Here is a 19,655-nt window from a genome sequence, read left to right on the forward strand (position 1 = left end):
GGATGAATCATGCAACAACCTGTGGTCTGGCTGGTTGAAGACGAAACCAGTATCGCCGATACGCTGATCTACATGCTTCAGCAGGAAGGATTCGCGGTAAAGGCGTTTGAACGCGGTTTACCCGTGCTGGAGGAGGCGCGGCGGCAGGTTCCAGCGCTCGCCATTCTGGATGTCGGATTGCCGGACATCAGCGGGTTTGAGCTTTGCCGTCGGCTGCTGGCGCAGCATCCCTCGCTGCCTGTACTGTTTCTGACGGCGCGCAGTGATGAGGTCGACAAGCTGCTTGGCCTGGAAATGGGCGCCGATGACTACGTTGCGAAACCTTTCTCCCCTCGCGAAGTCTGCGCGCGGGTGCGGACTGTTTTACGGCGCATGCAAAGATCCGCCGCACCCTCAGAAACGTTGCGTATCGGGCAGTTTGAACTGAACGAGCCTGCCGCGAGAATCAGCTGGTGCGGGGAAACATTGCCCCTGACCCGCTACGAATTCTTGCTGCTCAAAACCTTGTTACAGGCACCCGGTCGGGTCTTTTCGCGTCAGCAGCTCATGGACAAGGTGTGGGGTGAAGACGGCGACAGTTTCGATCGTACCGTGGACACCCACATCAAAACCCTGCGCGCCAAGCTGCGGGCGGTGAACGAGGAACTGTCCCCCATCAGCACCCATCGCGGTATGGGCTACAGTCTGGGCCTTTACTGATGCGCATTGGGATGCGGTTGCTGCTGGGGTATTTCCTGATCGTCGCCATCGCCGCGTGGTTCGTGCTGTCGATCTTTGTTCAGGAGGTGAAGCCCGGCGTGCGCAGGGCAACCGAGGGCACATTAATCGATACCGCGACCCTGTTGGCCGAAATCGGACGTGATGATTTGCTTTCGGGTCACGCGCAGCAGGGCAAGCTTGCACAGGCCTTTTCTCAGCTTCATCAGCGCCCATTTCGCGCCAATATTGGCGGTATTCATAAAGTGCGTAACGAGTATCACGTCTACATGACCGATGCGCAGGGCAGGGTCGTGTTTGATTCCGCTGGTCTGGCCGTGGGAAAAGATTACTCGCGCTGGAATGATGTCTGGCTGACGCTTCGCGGCGAATACGGCGCGCGCAGTACCCAGAGCCATCCCGACGATCCGGAAAGCACGGTGATGTATGTTGCCGCGCCGGTTGTGGATCAGGGCAAGATAATCGGCGTGCTGTCGGTGGGGAAACCGAACAGCGCGATGGCGCCGGTGATTCACCGCAGCGAGCGACGGATACTGTGGGCAGGCGGTGCGTTGCTCGGCATTGCCCTGCTGATTGGCTTGGCGGTGGCGTGGTGGATCAATCGATCTATCGGTACGTTATCGCGCTATGCCGACTCGGTAACCACCGATACGCCTCTCCCATTGCCTAATCCAGGCAGTAGCGAGCTGCAAAAGCTGGCACAGGCGCTGGAAAATATGCGTATTCGCCTTGAAGGGAAAAACTACATTGAACACTATGTCCATGCGCTGACCCACGAGCTGAAAAGCCCTATTGCCGCCATACGCGGCGCGGCAGAAATTCTCTCCGAGCAGCCGCCGCCGCAGGTCGCCGCGCGGTTTATCGATAATATTCTGGTGCAAAATGCGCGCATGCAGTCGCTGGTTGAAAAGCTGCTCACTCAGGCGCGGCTTGAAAATCGTGTCGAGATTACGCCTGAAGCTGTCAGCGTTGACTCGCTCTTCACTCGGCTTGCAGACGCGCGAGCGACGCTGTTGGCAGCGAAAGAAATTGTGCTGACCCGTCAGCCGACATCGCTTTACGTGGCGGGCGATCCCGACCTTCTCGAACAGGCGCTCGGCAATTTGCTGGATAACGCTATTGATTTCACCCCGCAGGGTGGCGCCATTGCGCTGGCGGCCCGGGAAGATCGCAGGCAGGTAGAGCTGATCGTCACCGACAGCGGAAGCGGGATCCCGGATTACGCGCTGGAGCGTATTTTTGAGCGCTTTTATTCCCTTCCGCGCGAGAACGGGTTAAAGAGCAGCGGGCTCGGGCTGGCGTTTGTTCAGGAGGTGGCGCGTCTCCATCAGGGAGAGATTACATTGCGTAATCGTGATGAAGGTGGCGTGATGGCCACGCTGAGACTTCACCGTCCCTTCACATAACTTCAAACTGGCCCCACATAGCCTGGTTACGCTCTCCTCATCACAAAGGAGACGTAATGATGAAATCCCCCCTGTTCTGGAAAGTTAGCACCCTGCTGGGGTGCATCCTGCTGCTGTTAGTCCCGCTTTTTATGGTCAGTAACCTGATATCAGAGCGAGAGAGCTACCGCAATGATGTTGAAAATACGCTGCGTCAGAGTACCAGCGGGCCGCAAAAACTGGTCGGGCCGCTGATTGCTATCCCGGTAACGGAGATTTTTTACAAGGTAGAGGATGAGAAGAAAGTCGAGTACAAGAAAAGCTATATGCATTTTATTCTGCCGCAGTCACTGGTTGTTGAAGGTAGCCAGCACGTTGAGTCCCGAAATATCGGGATCTATGACGGACAAATCTGGAACACTGATCTCAGGATAAAAGTGCGGTTCAGCACCGAGAAAATGGCGCAGCTTAAAGGGGAAACGATGACCCTTGGGCAACCGTTTATCGTTGTCGGCGTGGGGGATGCGCGCGGCATTGGCACGGTGAAAGTCTCCAGCATCAATGGCGAGGCGTTGAGCGTCGAGCCGGGGTCGGGTGTGTATGGTGCGCTTTCCGGTATTCATATTCCGCTGACTGACAAAACGCTGGAGTCAAAAACGTTTGCCCTGGAGATGTCCCTGAATCTGGCCGGAACGGGGAGTTTTGCCGTGGTTCCTGTGGGACGCAACAGTGAAATGACGCTCAACAGCAACTGGCCACATCCGGGCTTTATGGGTAACTATCTGCCGGTAAAGCATAAAATTGGTGATTCTGGCTTTCAGGCGAACTGGCAGAGCAGCTGGTTTGCGAACAATCTTGAGAGCTGGTTTAACGGCAGTGAATCGCCAGAGTGGGAATCAATCCCTGCTTTTAGCGTTACGGTAGCCACGCCTGCCGATCAGTATCAACTGACTGACCGTGCGATCAAGTACGCCATTTTGCTGATTGCGCTGACGTTTATGGCCTTCTTTGTCTTCGAAACCTTAACCGGATTACGCCTTCACCCGATGCAGTATCTGCTGGTGGGGCTGTCGCTGGTCCTGTTCTATCTGGTGCTGCTGGCGCTGTCTGAACACGTCGGGTTTACCCCCGCCTGGGTTGTTGCAAGTCTGGTTGGTGCAGCGATGAACGTAATGTACCTGCAGGCCGTGATGAAAAGCTGGAAGCGCAGCGGGCTGTTTGTGCTGGCGCTACTCGGGCTGGATGTCGTGATGTGGTTCCTGCTGCGCTCGGAGGACAGCGCGCTGCTGTTGGGGTCAGCGGTTCTCGCGCTGGCGCTGTTCGCCGTGATGTACCTGACCCGGCATTTCGACTGGTACTCGCTCTCTCAGCCAAAGCGGCCTGAACCTCCGGCAGAGCCTGATAACGACACGATGCGGATCTGGAAATAAAAAAAACGGCGCAAATGCGCCGTTTTTTAATGCGTTAACTGCGGGATTACTCCTGCAGGTCACCGCAGAAACGGTACCCTTCGCCGTGGATCGTGGCGATGATTTCCGGCGTATCTGGCGTAGATTCGAAGTGCTTACGAATACGACGGATGGTGACGTCTACGGTACGGTCGTGCGGCTTCAGCTCACGGCCGGTCATTTTCTTCAGCAGCTCTGCACGGGACTGGATCTTGCCCGGGTTTTCGCAGAAGTGCAGCATCGCGCGGAATTCACTGCGCGGCAGTTTATACTGCTCGCCGTTCGGGCTAATCAGCGAACGGCTATTGATATCAAGTTCCCAGCCGTTGAATTTGTAGCTATCGACGCTACGACGCTCTTCGCTGACCGTGCCCAGATTCATGGTACGGGACAGCAGGTTGCGTGCACGAATGGTTAACTCGCGAGGGTTGAACGGCTTGGTGATGTAATCATCCGCACCGATTTCCAGGCCAAGAATTTTATCAACTTCGTTATCACGGCCCGTCAGGAACATTAACGCGACGTTCGCCTGCTCGCGCAGTTCGCGCGCCAGAAGAAGACCGTTTTTGCCCGGCAGGTTAATGTCCATGATCACCAGGTTGATATCATTTTCAGAAAGGATCTGATGCATCTCTGCGCCATCGGTCGCTTCAAAGACATCGTAGCCTTCTGCTTCGAAAATGCTCTTTAACGTGTTGCGTGTTACCAACTCGTCTTCAACGATAAGAATGTGCGGGGTCTGCATGTTTGCTACCTAAATTGCCAACTAAATCGAAACAGGAAGTACAAAAGTCCCTGACCTGCCTGATGCATGTCGCAAATTAACATGATCGGCTTAACGTGACTAAAGTACGTAATTGCGTTCTTGATGCACTTTCCATCAACGTCAACAACATCATTAGCTTGGTCTTGGGTACTTTCCCTTTGGACCCGACAGTGTCAAAAACGGCTGTCATCCTAACCATTTTAACAGCAACATAACAGGCTAAGTGACACCAGACACCCAATAAAACTACGCTTCGTTGACATATATCAAGTTCAATTGTAGCACGTTAACAGTTTGATGAAATCATCGTAGCCGAATGCTAGCCTTTGTCACAATTTTTCAATAAACCAACTAGTTGCGGACATTGATTTATAAACGAAGCGAATCCAATCAGAATAGGGTATTCATGTCGCTATTATCATTATAAAACATAAGGATAATAGGGTTCTGTTAACATTCTAACTGATTGTTCAGACACAGAATAGTTTAGCGTTTTTAATTTGTTATGAAACGCTATTTCGGTGATTTGTGTTGCAATTTTGTAAATTCGCGCTGCGTAATATGTTGAAGTGCATCACATTTTTACCGGCTAACTGATTAAAAAGAGAGCATAAATGCATCTGTCGATTGTACTGGTTGCCCCAGCCAGAGCAGAAAATATAGGCGCAGCGGCGCGTGCCATGAAGACCATGGGTTTTACCGATTTGCGTATTGTGGACAGCATGGCCCATCTGGAACCCGCCGCCCGTTGGGTGGCGCACGGATCGGGAGATATTCTCGATAATATAACCACTTACGCTACGCTTGCCGATGCGCTGCACGATATTTCATTTACCGTTGCAACCACGGCGCGCAGCCGGGCGAAGTTCCACTACTATGCCACGCCAGCGGAGCTGGTGCCGATGCTCAGCGAGAAAAGCCAGTGGCTGGAGAAAGCGGCGCTGGTGTTTGGGCGTGAAGATTCTGGATTAACCAATGAAGAGCTGGAACTGGCGGACGTGCTGACGGGGGCACCGATGGTCGCGGATTATCCGTCCCTCAATTTAGGCCAGGCGGTCATGGTTTATTGCTATCAATTAGCATCCTTAATACAAATTCCCCCGTCGCAAAATACAGGAACCGATGAAAATCAGCTTGCCGCACTTCGCGCGCGCGTAGAAAACCTGCTCGTGCATCTGGGGGTGGCGGATGATCAAAAAATGGCTGACTGGCTGCAGCAGCGTTTGGGGCGTCTTGAACAGCGGGACACCGCCATGCTGCACCGTTTGCTGCACGATATTGAAAAAAAATTGGCCGAGTAAAACACTGCCATAAGTTTTTACTATGGCGAATAAGTCTGTCTGGATGGGTTGCACATGGGGGAATCGGATGAAAATAAATCTGCACGCAGCGGGACGTGAGAGTCTCCCGAATTGTGATCAAATTAAAAATTCGTTGACTTAAGGTGCCCGATCCTTTAACCCTAAAAGAATACAGCACAGACAGATAATAATGACAGAGTACACAACATCCATGAAACGCATCAGCATCACCACCATTACCACAACCATCATCATTACCACAGGTAACGATGCGGGCTGACGCGTACAGGAAAAACAAAAAAAAGCCCGCACCTAGACAGTGCGGGCTTTTTTTTCGGCTAAAGGAAACGAGGTAGAACCATGCGAGTGTTGAAGTTCGGCGGTACATCAGTGGCAAATGCAGAACGTTTTCTGCGTGTTGCCGATATCCTGGAAAGCAACGCCAGGCAGGGGCAGGTTGCGACCGTGCTCTCTGCCCCGGCAAAAATCACGAACCATCTGGTGGCGATGATTGAAAAGACCATCGGTGGTCAGGATGCACTTCCGAACATTAGCGACGCAGAGCGTATCTTCGCTGACTTACTGCAAGGGCTGGCAGAGGCGCTGCCTGGCTTCCCGCATGCGCAGCTGAAGTCCTTCGTTGAGCAGGAATTCGCGCAAATTAAACATGTCCTGCACGGCATCAGCCTCCTCGGCCAGTGCCCGGACAGCATCAACGCGGCGCTGATTTGTCGCGGTGAAAAACTCTCTATCGCCATCATGGCGGGCGTGCTGGAAGCGCGCGGCCATAGCGTGACCGTGATCGATCCCGTTGAAAAACTGCTGGCGGTGGGCCACTACCTCGAATCCACCGTTGATATTGCCGAATCAACCCGCCGTATCGCCGCCAGCAAAATTCCGTCTGACCACATGATCCTGATGGCGGGCTTTACTGCCGGTAACGAGAAGGGCGAGCTGGTGGTGCTGGGTCGTAACGGCTCCGACTACTCCGCCGCCGTGCTGGCTGCCTGTTTACGCGCGGACTGTTGTGAGATCTGGACTGACGTCGACGGCGTCTATACCTGCGACCCGCGCCAGGTACCGGACGCCAGGCTGCTGAAGTCGATGTCGTACCAGGAAGCGATGGAGCTTTCCTACTTCGGCGCCAAAGTGCTTCACCCGCGTACCATCTCCCCGATTGCCCAGTTCCAGATCCCTTGCCTGATTAAAAATACCGGTAACCCGCAGGCGCCGGGTACGCTGATTGGCGCGAGCACCGATGAGGACGGTCTGCCGGTGAAAGGCATCTCCAACCTCAACAATATGGCGATGTTCAGCGTCTCCGGCCCGGGAATGAAAGGAATGGTCGGCATGGCGGCACGCGTGTTTGCGGCCATGTCCCGCAACGGTATTTCGGTGGTGCTGATCACCCAGTCCTCTTCCGAATACAGCATCAGCTTCTGCGTGCCGCAGGCTGACTGCCTGCGCGCCCGCCGCGCGCTGGAGGAAGAGTTCTATCTGGAACTGAAAGAAGAGCTGCTGGAGCCGCTCGCGATTCAGGAGCGTCTGGCGATCATCTCCGTGGTGGGCGACGGTATGCGCACCCTGCGCGGTATCTCCGCCAAATTCTTTGCCGCGCTGGCGCGCGCCAATATCAATATCGTGGCGATTGCCCAGGGCTCGTCAGAGCGTTCAATTTCTGTTGTCGTCGATAACGACGATGCCACCACCGGCGTTCGCGTGGTTCACCAGATGCTGTTCAACACCGATCAGGTCATCGAGCTGTTCCTGATTGGCGTGGGTGGCGTGGGCGGCGCGCTCCTGGAACAGGTGAAGCGCCAGCAGGCGTGGCTGAAGAAGAAACACATCGACCTGCGCGTCTGCGGGATCGCGAATTCCAAAGCGCTGCTGACCAACGTCCACGGCCTGAACCTGGAAAACTGGCAGGCCGAGATGGAGGAGGCAAAAGAGCCGTTCAACCTGGGCCGCCTGATCCGTCTGGTAAAAGAGTATCACCTGCTTAACCCGGTCATCGTCGACTGCACTTCGAACCAGGCGGTGGCCGACCAGTACGCGGACTTCCTGCGCGAAGGTTTCCACGTGGTGACGCCGAATAAAAAGGCCAACACCTCGTCGATGGATTACTATCACCAGCTGCGTCTGGCGGCGAGCAAGTCGCGCCGCAAGTTCCTGTACGACACCAACGTGGGGGCGGGCCTACCGGTTATCGAGAACCTGCAGAACCTGCTTAACGCGGGCGACGAACTGCAGCGTTTCTCCGGCATTCTCTCCGGCTCGCTGTCGTTTATCTTCGGCAAGCTGGATGAGGGGATGAGCCTCTCGGAAGCCACCCGCGCCGCGCGCGAGCTGGGCTATACCGAGCCGGATCCGCGTGACGACCTTTCCGGTATGGACGTGGCGCGCAAGCTGCTGATCCTCGCCCGCGAAACGGGCCGTGAGCTTGAGCTTTCCGATATCGTGATTGAACCGGTCCTGCCGGCAGAATTTGACAGCAGCGGTGATGTTGGCGCCTTTATGGCCAGGTTGCCGCAGCTTGACGACGCGTTTGCCGCTCGCGTTGCAAAAGCCCGTGATGAAGGTAAGGTATTGCGCTATGTTGGCAACATTGAAGAAGATGGCGTGTGCCGGGTGAAGATTGCCGAAGTGGATGGCAACGACCCGCTGTACAAAGTCAAAAACGGCGAAAACGCCCTCGCGTTTTACAGCCACTATTATCAGCCACTGCCGCTGGTGCTTCGCGGCTATGGCGCAGGGAACGATGTTACGGCGGCGGGTGTGTTTGCCGATCTGCTGCGTACCCTGTCATGGAAGTTAGGAGTTTAACATGGTCAAAGTTTATGCCCCGGCTTCCAGCGCGAATATGAGCGTCGGATTTGACGTGCTGGGTGCGGCGGTGACGCCGGTGGATGGTTCGCTGCTGGGCGATACGGTGACGGTGGAAGCGGCAGACAGCTTCAGCCTGAATAACGTGGGCCGCTTCGCCAGTAAACTGCCGTCTGAGCCGCGCGAAAATATCGTTTATCAGTGCTGGGAACGCTTCTGTCAGGAGATCGGCAAAAACGTGCCGGTCGCCATGACGCTGGAAAAAAGTATGCCGATCGGCTCGGGTCTGGGGTCCAGTGCCTGCTCGGTGGTCGCCGCGCTGGTAGCCATGAACGAGCATTGCGGCAAACCGCTGAACAACAACCGCCTGCTGGGCTTAATGGGCGAGCTGGAAGGGCGTATCTCCGGCAGCATTCACTATGACAACGTGGCGCCGTGCTTCCTCGGCGGCATGCAATTGATGATCGAAGAAAATGGCATCATCAGCCAGCAGGTGCCAGGGTTTGATGAGTGGCTGTGGGTGCTGGCCTATCCGGGTATCAAGGTTTCAACCGCGGAAGCGCGTGCGATCCTGCCCGCGCAGTATCGTCGTCAGGACTGTATTGCCCACGGGCGTCATCTGGCGGGCTTTATCCACGCCTGCTACACCCGCCAGCCGCAGCTGGCGGCCAAACTGATGAAGGACGTCATTGCCGAACCGTACCGCACGAAGCTGCTGCCCGGCTTTAACGAGGCGCGACAGGCATCAATGGATATCGGCGCGCAGGCGTGCGGCATCTCCGGCTCCGGCCCGACGCTGTTCGCCCTGTGCGACAAGGCAGACACTGCGCAGCGCGTGGCGGACTGGCTCTCTAAACACTACCTGCAAAATCAGGAAGGCTTTGTTCATATTTGCCGTCTGGACACGGCTGGCGCACGAGTACTGGGATAATTAATGAAACTCTACAACCTTAAAGATCATAACGAGCAGGTCAGCTTCGCGCAGGCGGTGACTCAGGGACTGGGCAAAAATCAGGGGCTGTTTTTCCCTCATGACCTGCCAGAATTCCAGCTGACCGAGATTGATGACCTGCTTAAGCAGGATTTTGTCACCCGCAGCACCAAAATTCTGTCCGCGTTTATCGGCGATGAAATTCCGCAGGAGCTGCTGGAAGAGCGCGTACGCGCGGCATTCGCGTTCCCGGCGCCGGTTCAGCAGGTTGAGCCTGACGTCGGCTGTCTGGAGCTGTTCCACGGCCCGACCCTGGCGTTCAAAGACTTCGGCGGCCGCTTTATGGCGCAGATGCTGACCCACATCAGCGGCGACAAGCCGGTGACCATCCTGACCGCAACCTCCGGCGATACCGGCGCGGCGGTAGCCCACGCGTTCTACGGCCTGAAAAACGTCCGCGTGGTGATCCTCTATCCGAAAGGTAAAATCAGCCCGCTGCAGGAGAAACTGTTCTGCACCCTCGGCGGCAACATTGAAACCGTGGCAATTGACGGTGATTTCGATGCCTGCCAGGCGCTGGTCAAGCAGGCCTTCGACGACGAAGAGCTGAAGGTGGCGCTGGGTCTGAACTCCGCCAACTCCATCAACATCAGCCGTCTGCTGGCGCAGATCTGCTACTACTTCGAAGCGGTGGCGCAATTGCCGCAGGAAGCGCGCAACCAACTGGTGATCTCCGTGCCGAGCGGTAACTTCGGTGACCTGACGGCGGGCCTGCTGGCAAAATCCCTGGGTCTGCCGGTGAAACGCTTTATCGCCGCCACCAACGCCAACGACACCGTGCCGCGCTTCCTGAAAGACGGGAAGTGGGCGCCGAACGCCACGCAGGCGACCCTCTCCAATGCGATGGATGTGTCACAGCCAAACAACTGGCCGCGCGTGGAAGAGCTGTTCCGCCGTAAGATCTGGCGTCTGGGCGACCTGGGCTATGCCGCGGTGACGGATGAGACCACCAAATCCACCATGCGCGAGCTGAAGGCGGTGGGGTATACCTCTGAACCGCACGCGGCGATTGCCTACCGCGCGCTGCGCGATCAGCTTAATCCGGGTGAATACGGCCTGTTCCTGGGAACCGCACATCCGGCGAAGTTCAAAGAGAGCGTGGAGGCGATTCTGGGCGAAACGCTGCCGCTGCCAAAAGAGCTGGCCGAGCGTGCCGACCTGCCGCTGCTGTCTCATGAGTTGCCGGCAGACTTTGCCGCGCTGCGTAAGCTGATGATGACTCGTGCGTGATTGTGTTGCCCGGTGGCGGCTACGCCTTACCGGGCCTACAACGACGACAACGGCTCAGAACGTAGGCCGGGTAAGGCGTAGCCGCCACCCGGCTTTTTTTGTGAAGAAATTAAGGAGAAAAATAGCAGGGAAAAAGTAGAAATTCCCAATAAATGCGGTCACTTAGCGTTTAGGATTGCAGAGAATAACATCCCCCGTTCCCCTCGCGTACTCTCCTTACATCGGCCCACGTTGGGCAAAGATAATAAGGAGTCACCGATGTCTACACTGAAACCTGTGCTGATTGCGCTTTCACTGATGCTGGTCGCTCCCATGGCGGTACAGGCATCCGAAATTACCCTCGTTCCTGCGGTCAAACTGCAGATTGGCGACCGGGATAATAACGGGCATTACTGGGATGGCGGCCGCTGGCGCGACCACGACTGGTGGAAAGCGCATTATGACTGGCGCGATAACCACTGGCGCCCACATGATGAGCATCGTAAACATGACGATCGTCACGATGACCATCACCACGATGACCGCCGCGACGATCGCGGCCCGGACTGGAAACACCACTAATGCAAAACCCCGCCAGCTGGCGGGGTTTGTTTTTACTGCTCGTGGCGCTTAAACACCAGTTCGCCTTTCCCTGACGACGCCTCGTCAAAGAAATAGCCTTCGCTGTTGAAGGCGGTTAGCTGCTCCGGCTTCGTCAGGCGGTTCTGAATAATGTAGCGGCTCATCAGGCCACGCGCTTTCTTGGCGTAGAAGCTGATCACTTTGAACTTGCCGTTCTTCTCGTCAAGGAATACCGGCTTGATGATGTCGGCATCCAGTTTTTTCGGCTTCACCGACTTGTAATATTCATCGGACGCCAGGTTAATCACTACGTTATCGCCCTGTGCACGCAGCGCCGCATTCAGCTTATCGGTGATGATATCGCCCCAGAAATGGTACAGGTCTTTGCCTTTGGCATTCTCCAGACGAATCCCCATCTCCAGACGGTACGGCTGCATCAGATCCAGCGGGCGCAGTACGCCGTACAGACCCGACAGCATGCGCAGATGCTGCTGGGCAAAATCGAAATCGGCTTCGCTAAAATCTTCCGCCTGCAGACCGGTATACACGTCGCCTTTAAATGCCAGAATCGCCTGACGAGCGTTGGCAGGGGTGAAATCCGGATGCCATTCATGGAAGCGGGTCGCGTTAAGGTCTGCCAGCTTGTCGCTGATGCTCATCAGCGAGGCGATTTGCGGGGCAGAGAGCTTACGCGCTTCGCGGATCAGCTGTTGCGAATAGTCCAGCAGTTCAGGCTGGGTATAGCGTTCGGTGGCGAGCGGGCTCTGGTAGTCGAGCGTTTTTGCAGGTGAAATCAGAATCAGCATATCCAGTCCTTGCAGGAAATTTAGAGCGACTTTAGCAAAAAATCGCCCCGAATTGATCGATAGCTGTTATTGCCGCGGCAAATCATCCCACGTGCCGGGGGCAATCTGCGCCTTGATATCGGGATAGCGGGCGGGATCAAATACCGGCGGAACGCCGAGTTTGCGCTGACGCAGATAGTCTCTGGCAATCAGGGTCACCACGGGCGAGAGCAGCAGGATTGCCGTGAGGTTAGTGATCGCCATCAGCGCCATAATGATATCGGCCAGCTGCCAGACCAGCGGCATACTGAGCAGGGAGCCTGCAATCACCATCAGGATAACCCCCAGGCGCAGGGTTCCGATTGCGGCGCGGGAGTCGAGTTTCAGGAAAATAAGATTATTTTCGGCGTAAAGGTAATTCACCACTATCGAGCTGAAGGCAAACAAGATCAGGATGAGCGAGACAAATCCGGCTCCCCAGCCGCCGGTCAGGTTGACTAGCGCCTGCTGGAGAAGCTGTATCCCGACGGTGCCCGACGCGTGCGGTACGGGGCCTGCCAGCAGCAAAATCATGGCGCTGGCGGAACAGATAATAATGGTATCGGTAAAGACGCCAATCATCTGCACAATGCCTTGTGCGGCCGGGTGCGGCGGCCAGGAAGAGGCGGCAGCGGCCGCGTTGGGGGTTGACCCCATACCGGCTTCATTGGAGAACATGCCCCGTTGAAAACCCGCCATCAGCGCCTGGCTGAAGGTGTAGCCCAGCGCCCCGGAGGCCACTTCGCGCCAGCCAAAGGCGCTTTTGACGATGGTGGCAATCACGCCCGGCACCTGGTCGAGATGCAGTGCGGCAACGAACAGGCTCGCGGCAACCCAGAGCAGCGCCATAATGGGCACCAGCCACTGCATCAGGCGAGCGATGCCCTTGAGACCGACCGAGATGGTAAGCAGAACGACGAGGGCTAAAGCGAGACCCGCGATCCACTCGGGGCAGGAGAAGGCATAGCGCAGGGCGTTGGCAACCGAGTTCGCCTGGACGGTATTAAAAATAAGACCGTACGCGAGCAGTAAAAAAACCGAGAACAGGACGCCCATCCAGCGCATCCCTAAGCCACGCGCCATGTACCAGGCGGGACCACCGCGAAACTGGCCGTGTTTATCTTTCTCTTTGTAGAGTTGTGCAAGCGAACTTTCGGCAAAGGAGGTGGCCATCCCGAGTAGCGCCGTCACCCACATCCAGAAGACCGCGCCCGGCCCACCGGCGCTGATGGCCAGCGCAACGCCCGCCAGATTGCCGCTGCCGAGGCGAGCCGCGAGGCTGGTACAGAGCGCCTGGAATGACGTTAATCCGCCCGGCTGAGGCGTGACGCTGTTTTTCAGACTTCTGCCAAACTTGCGAATATAGCGAAACTGGATAAACCCACTGCGTAGCGTAAACCAAATACCTGCTCCCAGAAGCAGGTATATCATTATCGAACCCCAGAGGACTTCGTTAATAAAGAAAAAGAAATCAGGCATTAACGTCCCTCTTGTTGATGCCAATGTGAATATGTAAGCGCTACCACTGATTGGGCATGCTGTTGCTTAGCAGCCTGTTAATATTTCCAGTTTATCATACTCTGCCTAAGCGCACTGTCTGCGGTTGCGCTACCCCTCCGTCGTGTTATCATCAGGGCAGACCGGTTACATCCCCCTAACAAGTAAACCTGTCATTTTTCCGCTGCAGGCATGCTGTCGGTAGCGTGAATTATCCAGGGCACGTTAAAAGAGAAACACTATCATGACGGATAAATTGACCTCCCTTCGTCAGTTCACCACTGTCGTAGCTGACACCGGAGATATCGCGGCAATGAAGCTGTACCAGCCGCAGGATGCCACAACCAACCCTTCTCTGATCCTTAACGCCGCACAGATCCCTGAGTATCGCAAACTGATTGACGACGCAGTGACCTGGGCGAAAGCGCAGAGCAATGACCGCGCGCAGCAGGTTGTGGATGCCACTGACAAACTGGCAGTGAACATCGGTCTGGAGATCCTGAAACTGGTTCCTGGCCGTATCTCTACCGAAGTGGATGCGCGTCTCTCCTACGACACCGAAGCGTCTATCGCCAAAGCGAAACGTCTGATCAAAATGTACAACGACGCGGGCATCAGCAATGACCGTATCCTGATCAAACTGGCTTCTACCTGGCAGGGTATTCGCGCGGCAGAGCAGCTGGAAAAAGACGGTATCAACTGTAACCTGACCCTGCTGTTCTCCTTCGCACAGGCGCGTGCTTGTGCAGAAGCGGGCGTATACCTGATTTCTCCGTTCGTGGGCCGTATTCTGGACTGGTACAAAGCCAACACCGATAAGAAAGAGTACGCACCGGCTGAAGATCCAGGCGTGATTTCTGTGACTGAAATCTACGAATACTACAAACAGCATGGCTATGAGACTGTGGTTATGGGCGCAAGCTTCCGTAACGTCGGTGAAATCATCGAGCTGGCTGGCTGTGACCGCCTGACCATCGCGCCTGCGCTGCTGAAAGAGCTGGCAGAGAGCGAAGGTACCCTGGAGCGTAAACTGTCCTATACCGGTGAAGTGAAAGCGCGCCCAGAGCGCATCACTGAATCCGAGTTCCTGTGGCAGCACAACCAGGATCCAATGGCGGTAGACAAGCTGGCGGACGGTATCCGTAAGTTTGCTGTTGACCAGGGCAAACTGGAAAAAATGATCGGCGACCTGCTGTAATCATTCTGCGTGACCGGGCTCCCGGTCACGCGACTTCTTTCGTCCCCTGTCTGAATCCCCTCTCTGCGTGTATCATTCCCTTTAATCAGTACTCTTTGAATGGAATGGATATGAATACCTTACGCATCGGCTTAGTGTCGATTTCTGACCGCGCCTCCAGCGGTGTTTACCAGGATAAAGGCATCCCCGCTCTGGAAGCGTGGCTGGCCAGTGCACTGACTACCCCGTTTGAGATCCAGACTCGCCTGATTCCCGACGAACAGCCGATTATCGAGCAGACCCTGTGTGAGCTGGTGGATGAGATGAGCTGTCACCTGGTGTTAACCACCGGCGGAACTGGGCCCGCGCGCCGCGACGTGACGCCGGACGCGACGCTGGCGATTGCCGATCGTGAAATGCCTGGCTTCGGCGAACAGATGCGCCAGATCAGTCTACACTTTGTTCCGACGGCCATTCTTTCCCGCCAGGTGGGGGTGATCCGCAAGCAGGCGTTGATCCTGAACCTGCCGGGCCAGCCGAAATCGATCAAAGAGACCCTGGAAGGGCTTAAAGCGGAAGACGGCAGCGTCATCGTTCACGGCATCTTTGCAAGTGTACCGTATTGTATACAGTTGCTTGACGGCCCGTATGTCGAAACCGATGAGAAAGTGGTAGCAGCTTTTCGTCCTAAAAACGCGCGTCGCGAAACAATCTCCTGAAATTAATCAATATGTGACATAAGCTGAAGCGGCGATAGCGTGGTAACGGTTTTACGGTATAGTAATTTTTTCTTTACGTTTGCTGTAAAAATAAATCCACAATACACGCATAATGGTTCGCTATGTCACATAACACCCGACCTCTGAATCGACAGGATTACAAAACCCTCACGCTCGCGGCCTTAGGTGGCGCGCTGGAGTTTTACGATTTCATTATCTTCGTCTTCTTCGCCGCCGTGGTGGGGGAGCTCTTCTTCCCGGCAGATATCCCGGAGTGGCTGCGTCAGGTGCAAACCTTCGGCATATTTGCTGCCGGGTATCTGGCGCGTCCGCTAGGCGGCATCATCATGGCTCACTTTGGCGATCTGGTCGGCCGTAAGAAGATGTTTACCCTTAGCATCCTGCTGATGGCGGTACCCACGCTGGCCATTGGTTTGTTGCCTACCTATGCCTCGATGGGCATTCTCGCGCCGTTGCTGCTGTTGCTGATGCGCATCCTGCAGGGGGCGGCGATTGGCGGTGAAGTGCCGGGCGCGTGGGTGTTTGTCGCGGAGCATGTTCCGGCGCGCCGCATTGGTATCGCCTGCGGAACCTTAACGGCGGGGCTGACGGTCGGGATCCTGCTCGGCTCGGTGGTCGCCACCATTGTGAATACCAGCATGACGCAGCAGACCGTACACGACTGGGGCTGGCGTATTCCGTTCCTGCTGGGCGGGGCGTTTGGTCTGGTCGCGATGTACCTGCGCCGCTGGCTGCAGGAGACCCCCATTTTCCTCGAAATGCAGCAGCGCAAAGCGCTGGCGCAGGAGCTGCCGGTGAAGGCGGTCGTGGTACGCCATAAAAAAGCGGTGGTGGTATCGATGCTGCTCACCTGGCTGCTCTCGGCGGGCATTGTGGTAGTGATATTGATGTCCCCAGTCTGGCTGCAAAAGCAGTACGGTTTCGCCCCTGCCGTGACGCTACAGGCAAACAGTATCGCGACAATCATGCTCTGCTTTGGCTGTCTGGCCGCCGGGCTGGCGGCGGATCGTTTCGGCGCCAGCGTCACCTTTATTGTCGGCAGCCTGTTACTGGCCGCATCAAGCTGGGCGTTTTACCATCTGGCTGGCAGCCATCCTGAACAGTTGTTCCTGCTGTACGGCGTGGTAGGGCTGTGCGTGGGCGTTGTCGGGGCGGTACCGTACGTGATGGTGCGCGCGTTCCCGCCAGAGGTTCGCTTCACCGGGATTTCGTTTTCCTACAACGTGTCGTATGCCATTTTCGGCGGGCTGACGCCGATTGCGGTGACGGTCCTGATGGGCGTGTCTCCCATGGCTCCGGCCTGGTACGTGCTGGCGCTGTCGGTGATGGGGCTGGGATTAGGGATTTGGCTGGGGCAGAAGAAGGGATGTCGTGCCCGCGAGGCGGACACGACAGAAGGATCAGTGTTTTTCACCAATCGGTAGCACGGTGCGGTCAAACTGCTCGTTCAGCACTTCACCCATTGCCAGGTAGATAGCGCTTGCGCCGCAAACCAGACCAATCCAGCCTGCAACATGAACGATACCTTCGTTATCCACGAGGTGACCAATCGCCAGCAGGGCGAACAGGACGGTCAGGCTCAGGAAGACGAACTGCAGCATGCGGTTGCCTTTCAGGGTACCGAAGAACATGAACAGGGTGAAGATGCCCCACAGGCCCAGATAAACGCCCAGGAAGTGGGCGTTTGCCGCGTATGCCATGCCCATTTTAGGCAGCAGCAAAATGGCAACCAGGGTCAGCCAGAAAGAACCGTAAGAGGTGAAGGCGGTTAAGCCGAAGGTATTGCCTTTTTTATATTCCAGCAGGCCCGCGAAAATTTGCGCGATACCGCCGTAAAAAATGCCCATCGCCAGGATGATGCCATCCATCGGGAACATCCCGATATTGTGCAGGTTCAGCAGAATAGTGGTCATGCCAAAACCCATCAGGCCCAGCGGAGCCGGATTAGCCAACTTAGTGTTGCCCATAAGTCCTCAAAAAAATCATCATTAATATGGTGAAATGGTTAAACCCGCGTCAGTTCTCCCTGACGGGGCGCGGCATCATAATGGGCGCAATCGATGGCGTCTATGATCTCATCAGGGTGAAATTAAAATTTTTTTTATCATTCCCCCTTGATGGATGCCGTCGCGACCCCATCTTGTAGTCAACCGCAGTGTGTGGACCTGAAAAAAATCAAATCTGGGCAGTTGAAAAAGCACGTTCTGCCCTTATTACAGGTACACAACCACATGTTGACTGAATTTTTAGTGGAGACGTTTAGATGGGTAAAATTATTGGTATCGACCTGGGTACAACCAACTCTTGTGTAGCGATTATGGATGGCACTACTGCACGCGTGCTGGAGAACGCCGAGGGCGATCGCACCACGCCTTCTATCATTGCTTATACCCAGGATGGTGAAACTCTGGTTGGTCAGCCGGCTAAACGTCAGGCAGTGACAAACCCGCAAAACACCCTGTTTGCGATTAAACGCCTGATCGGCCGCCGCTTCCAGGACGAAGAAGTTCAGCGTGACGTTTCCATCATGCCTTACAAAATCATCGCGGCAGATAACGGCGATGCATGGCTTGATGTGAAAGGCACCAAAACGGCACCACCGCAGATCTCTGCTGAAGTGCTGAAAAAAATGAAGAAAACCGCTGAAGATTACCTGGGTGAGCCGGTAACTGAAGCTGTTATCACCGTTCCTGCCTACTTCAACGATGCTCAGCGTCAGGCAACCAAAGATGCTGGCCGTATCGCAGGTCTGGAAGTAAAACGTATCATCAACGAACCAACCGCGGCTGCTCTGGCTTACGGTCTGGATAAAGAAGTCGGCAACCGTACTATCGCGGTTTACGACCTGGGTGGTGGTACCTTCGATATCTCAATTATCGAAATCGACGAAGTTGACGGCGAAAAAACCTTCGAAGTTCTGGCAACCAACGGTGATACCCACCTGGGTGGTGAAGACTTCGATACCCGTCTGATCAACTACCTCGTTGACGAGTTCAAGAAAGATCAGGGCATTGACCTGCGTAACGACCCGCTGGCTATGCAGCGCCTGAAAGAAGCCGCTGAGAAAGCGAAGATCGAACTGTCTTCCGCTCAGCAGACCGACGTGAACCTGCCGTACATCACCGCAGACGCGACCGGTCCTAAACACATGAACATCAAAGTGACCCGTGCGAAACTGGAAAGCCTGGTAGAAGACCTGGTGAACCGTTCTATCGAACCACTGAAAGTTGCTCTGCAGGACGCTGGCCTGTCCGTGTCTGATATCAACGACGTTATCCTCGTTGGTGGCCAGACCCGTATGCCAATGGTGCAGAAGAAAGTGGCTGAGTTCTTTGGTAAAGAGCCACGTAAAGACGTTAACCCGGACGAAGCGGTGGCAATTGGTGCAGCGGTTCAGGGTGGCGTACTGACCGGTGAAGTGAAAGACGTACTGCTGCTGGACGTTACCCCGCTGTCTCTGGGTATCGAAACCATGGGCGGTGTGATGACTGCGCTCATCAACAAAAACACCACCATCCCAACCAAGCACAGCCAGGTGTTCTCTACTGCTGAAGACAACCAGTCTGCGGTAACCATCCATGTGCTGCAGGGTGAGCGTAAGCGTGCGGCGGATAACAAATCTCTGGGTCAGTTCAACCTGGACGGTATTAACCCGGCACCGCGCGGCATGCCGCAGATCGAAGTCACCTTCGACATCGATGCTGACGGTATCCTGCACGTGTCTGCGAAAGACAAAAACAGCGGTAAAGAGCAGAAGATCACCATCAAGGCATCTTCTGGCCTGAACGAAGCAGAAATCGAAAAAATGGTTCGCGATGCCGAAGCTAACGCTGAATCCGACCGTAAGTTCGAAGAGCTGGTTCAGACCCGTAACCAGGGTGACCATCTGCTGCACAGCACCCGTAAGCAGGTTGAAGAAGCCGGCGATAAGCTGCCAGCGGAAGACAAAACTGCTATCGAAACTGCACTGAGCGCGCTGGAAACGTCTCTGAAAGGCGAAGACAAAGCGAACATCGAAGCGAAGATGCAGGAGCTGGCACAGGCTTCCCAGAAGCTGATGGAAATCGCTCAGCAGCAGCACGCTCAACAGCAGGCGGGCGCTGACGCTTCTGCGAACAACGCGAAAGACGACGACGTTGTCGACGCTGAGTTCGAAGAAGTTAAAGACAAAAAATAATCGCCCTGATGCAGGGTA

General features: G+C 55.5%; 18 protein-coding genes and 1 other annotated feature. Of the genes, 14 read left to right on the top strand and 4 right to left on the bottom strand.

Features of this window, described 5'->3' with window-relative positions; translation table 11 throughout:
* The first annotated feature begins 9 nt into the window (after window positions 1–9).
* From creB to creD, 3 genes are read left to right on the top strand one after another with little or no spacing between them, the layout of a single operon-like run.
* A complete protein-coding gene (gene creB / locus ABFV38_RS03230) occupies window positions 10–699 on the top strand; it encodes a two-component system response regulator CreB (protein WP_235402796.1) in 690 nt (229 codons plus the stop codon).
* On the top strand, window positions 699–2,123 hold the full coding sequence (gene creC / locus ABFV38_RS03235) for a two-component system sensor histidine kinase CreC (RefSeq protein WP_348958483.1): 1,425 nt from the start codon (window positions 699–701) through the stop codon (window positions 2,121–2,123). Before creB ends, creC begins: the two co-directional genes overlap by 1 nt.
* A gap of 56 nt (window positions 2,124–2,179) precedes the next feature.
* Window positions 2,180–3,532 carry a cell envelope integrity protein CreD gene (gene creD / locus ABFV38_RS03240; RefSeq protein WP_348958485.1) on the top strand — a complete coding sequence of 451 codons (1,353 nt, stop codon included), beginning with the start codon at window positions 2,180–2,182 and terminating at the stop codon, window positions 3,530–3,532.
* A gap of 46 nt (window positions 3,533–3,578) precedes the next feature.
* Here the strand turns inward: creD and arcA are convergent, their stop codons facing one another.
* Window positions 3,579–4,295: a two-component system response regulator ArcA gene (gene arcA / locus ABFV38_RS03245; RefSeq protein WP_003856501.1), complete on the bottom strand. Its 717-nt coding sequence runs from the start codon at window positions 4,293–4,295 to the stop codon at window positions 3,579–3,581.
* 95 nt (window positions 4,296–4,390) lie between these two features.
* Here arcA and yjjY point away from each other — a divergent pair, with 95 nt between their 5' ends.
* The 7 genes from yjjY (at window position 4,391) to ABFV38_RS03280 (ending at window position 11,222) form a co-directional block, all read left to right on the top strand.
* Window positions 4,391–4,531, top strand: a complete 141-nt coding sequence (gene yjjY, locus ABFV38_RS03250) for a protein YjjY (protein ID WP_085928893.1) — start codon at window positions 4,391–4,393, stop codon at window positions 4,529–4,531.
* A 399-nt stretch (window positions 4,532–4,930) separates the two neighbouring features.
* Window positions 4,931–5,617: a tRNA/rRNA methyltransferase gene (locus ABFV38_RS03255; RefSeq protein ID WP_048028561.1), complete on the top strand. Its 687-nt coding sequence runs from the start codon at window positions 4,931–4,933 to the stop codon at window positions 5,615–5,617.
* Window positions 5,618–5,828: 211 nt separating this feature from the next.
* Window positions 5,829–5,897 (top strand): thr operon leader peptide, encoded by a 69-nt coding sequence (gene thrL / locus ABFV38_RS03260; protein WP_015572623.1) that lies wholly within the window; start codon window positions 5,829–5,831, stop codon window positions 5,895–5,897.
* Window positions 5,836–5,953, top strand: a sequence feature (Thr leader region). It overlaps the preceding gene by 62 nt.
* 24 nt (window positions 5,954–5,977) lie before the next feature.
* On the top strand, window positions 5,978–8,440 hold the full coding sequence (gene thrA / locus ABFV38_RS03265; RefSeq protein ID WP_111967206.1) for a bifunctional aspartate kinase/homoserine dehydrogenase I: 2,463 nt from the start codon (window positions 5,978–5,980) through the stop codon (window positions 8,438–8,440).
* Window position 8,441: 1 nt separating this feature from the next.
* Window positions 8,442–9,371 (top strand): homoserine kinase, encoded by a 930-nt coding sequence (gene thrB / locus ABFV38_RS03270; RefSeq protein WP_045907756.1) that lies wholly within the window; start codon window positions 8,442–8,444, stop codon window positions 9,369–9,371.
* 3 nt (window positions 9,372–9,374) lie between these two features.
* The gene (gene thrC / locus ABFV38_RS03275; protein WP_023326668.1) at window positions 9,375–10,661 is read left to right on the top strand and encodes a threonine synthase; all 1,287 of its coding nucleotides are present in this window, start codon (window positions 9,375–9,377) and stop codon (window positions 10,659–10,661) included.
* Window positions 10,662–10,919: 258 nt separating this feature from the next.
* Window positions 10,920–11,222 carry a DUF2502 domain-containing protein gene (locus tag ABFV38_RS03280; RefSeq protein ID WP_045907758.1) on the top strand — a complete coding sequence of 101 codons (303 nt, stop codon included), beginning with the start codon at window positions 10,920–10,922 and terminating at the stop codon, window positions 11,220–11,222.
* Between the two features lie 32 nt (window positions 11,223–11,254).
* Here the strand turns inward: ABFV38_RS03280 and yaaA are convergent, their stop codons facing one another.
* Window positions 11,255–12,028, bottom strand: coding sequence for a peroxide stress protein YaaA (gene yaaA, locus ABFV38_RS03285; protein WP_008502047.1), 774 nt, complete (start codon window positions 12,026–12,028; stop codon window positions 11,255–11,257).
* Window positions 12,029–12,094: 66 nt separating this feature from the next.
* On the bottom strand, window positions 12,095–13,525 hold the full coding sequence (locus ABFV38_RS03290) for a sodium:alanine symporter family protein (protein ID WP_348958488.1): 1,431 nt from the start codon (window positions 13,523–13,525) through the stop codon (window positions 12,095–12,097).
* A gap of 262 nt (window positions 13,526–13,787) precedes the next feature.
* Here ABFV38_RS03290 and tal point away from each other — a divergent pair, with 262 nt between their 5' ends.
* From tal to ABFV38_RS03305, 3 genes are all read left to right on the top strand, one after another.
* Complete coding sequence (gene tal / locus ABFV38_RS03295) at window positions 13,788–14,741, top strand: transaldolase (RefSeq protein ID WP_024907418.1); 954 nt, start codon at window positions 13,788–13,790, stop codon at window positions 14,739–14,741.
* A 110-nt stretch (window positions 14,742–14,851) separates the two neighbouring features.
* Complete coding sequence (gene mog / locus ABFV38_RS03300; protein WP_008502044.1) at window positions 14,852–15,439, top strand: molybdopterin adenylyltransferase; 588 nt, start codon at window positions 14,852–14,854, stop codon at window positions 15,437–15,439.
* Between the two features lie 122 nt (window positions 15,440–15,561).
* Window positions 15,562–16,884 (top strand): MFS transporter, encoded by a 1,323-nt coding sequence (locus tag ABFV38_RS03305; protein ID WP_348958490.1) that lies wholly within the window; start codon window positions 15,562–15,564, stop codon window positions 16,882–16,884.
* On the opposite strand, the gene satP is transcribed toward ABFV38_RS03305, so the two are convergent.
* The gene (gene satP / locus ABFV38_RS03310) at window positions 16,861–17,427 is read right to left on the bottom strand and encodes an acetate uptake transporter (protein WP_348958492.1); all 567 of its coding nucleotides are present in this window, start codon (window positions 17,425–17,427) and stop codon (window positions 16,861–16,863) included. The two genes, ABFV38_RS03305 and satP, sit on opposite strands and share 24 nt — an antisense overlap.
* 296 nt (window positions 17,428–17,723) lie before the next feature.
* Between satP and dnaK the strand changes: the two genes are divergently transcribed.
* The gene (dnaK, locus tag ABFV38_RS03315; protein WP_235402804.1) at window positions 17,724–19,637 is read left to right on the top strand and encodes a molecular chaperone DnaK; all 1,914 of its coding nucleotides are present in this window, start codon (window positions 17,724–17,726) and stop codon (window positions 19,635–19,637) included.
* Window positions 19,638–19,655 lie beyond the last annotated feature (18 nt).

The organism is Enterobacter cloacae complex sp. Mu1197 (genome assembly GCF_040059225.1).
Classification (GTDB): domain Bacteria; phylum Pseudomonadota; class Gammaproteobacteria; order Enterobacterales; family Enterobacteriaceae; genus Enterobacter; species Enterobacter quasiroggenkampii.

Coding starts and splice junctions, on each gene's coding strand:
- dnaK (WP_235402804.1), top strand. CDS start 17,724: ATGGGTAAAATTATTGGTATCGACCTGGGTACAACCAACTCTTGTGTA.
- arcA (WP_003856501.1), bottom strand. CDS start 4,295: ATGCAGACCCCGCACATTCTTATCGTTGAAGACGAGTTGGTAACACGC.
- creC (WP_348958483.1), top strand. CDS start 699: ATGCGCATTGGGATGCGGTTGCTGCTGGGGTATTTCCTGATCGTCGCC.
- thrC (WP_023326668.1), top strand. CDS start 9,375: ATGAAACTCTACAACCTTAAAGATCATAACGAGCAGGTCAGCTTCGCG.
- tal (WP_024907418.1), top strand. CDS start 13,788: ATGACGGATAAATTGACCTCCCTTCGTCAGTTCACCACTGTCGTAGCT.
- mog (WP_008502044.1), top strand. CDS start 14,852: ATGAATACCTTACGCATCGGCTTAGTGTCGATTTCTGACCGCGCCTCC.
- yaaA (WP_008502047.1), bottom strand. CDS start 12,028: ATGCTGATTCTGATTTCACCTGCAAAAACGCTCGACTACCAGAGCCCG.
- ABFV38_RS03280 (WP_045907758.1), top strand. CDS start 10,920: ATGTCTACACTGAAACCTGTGCTGATTGCGCTTTCACTGATGCTGGTC.
- ABFV38_RS03255 (WP_048028561.1), top strand. CDS start 4,931: ATGCATCTGTCGATTGTACTGGTTGCCCCAGCCAGAGCAGAAAATATA.
- thrB (WP_045907756.1), top strand. CDS start 8,442: ATGGTCAAAGTTTATGCCCCGGCTTCCAGCGCGAATATGAGCGTCGGA.
- satP (WP_348958492.1), bottom strand. CDS start 17,427: ATGGGCAACACTAAGTTGGCTAATCCGGCTCCGCTGGGCCTGATGGGT.
- ABFV38_RS03290 (WP_348958488.1), bottom strand. CDS start 13,525: ATGCCTGATTTCTTTTTCTTTATTAACGAAGTCCTCTGGGGTTCGATA.
- ABFV38_RS03305 (WP_348958490.1), top strand. CDS start 15,562: ATGTCACATAACACCCGACCTCTGAATCGACAGGATTACAAAACCCTC.
- creB (WP_235402796.1), top strand. CDS start 10: ATGCAACAACCTGTGGTCTGGCTGGTTGAAGACGAAACCAGTATCGCC.
- creD (WP_348958485.1), top strand. CDS start 2,180: ATGATGAAATCCCCCCTGTTCTGGAAAGTTAGCACCCTGCTGGGGTGC.
- thrA (WP_111967206.1), top strand. CDS start 5,978: ATGCGAGTGTTGAAGTTCGGCGGTACATCAGTGGCAAATGCAGAACGT.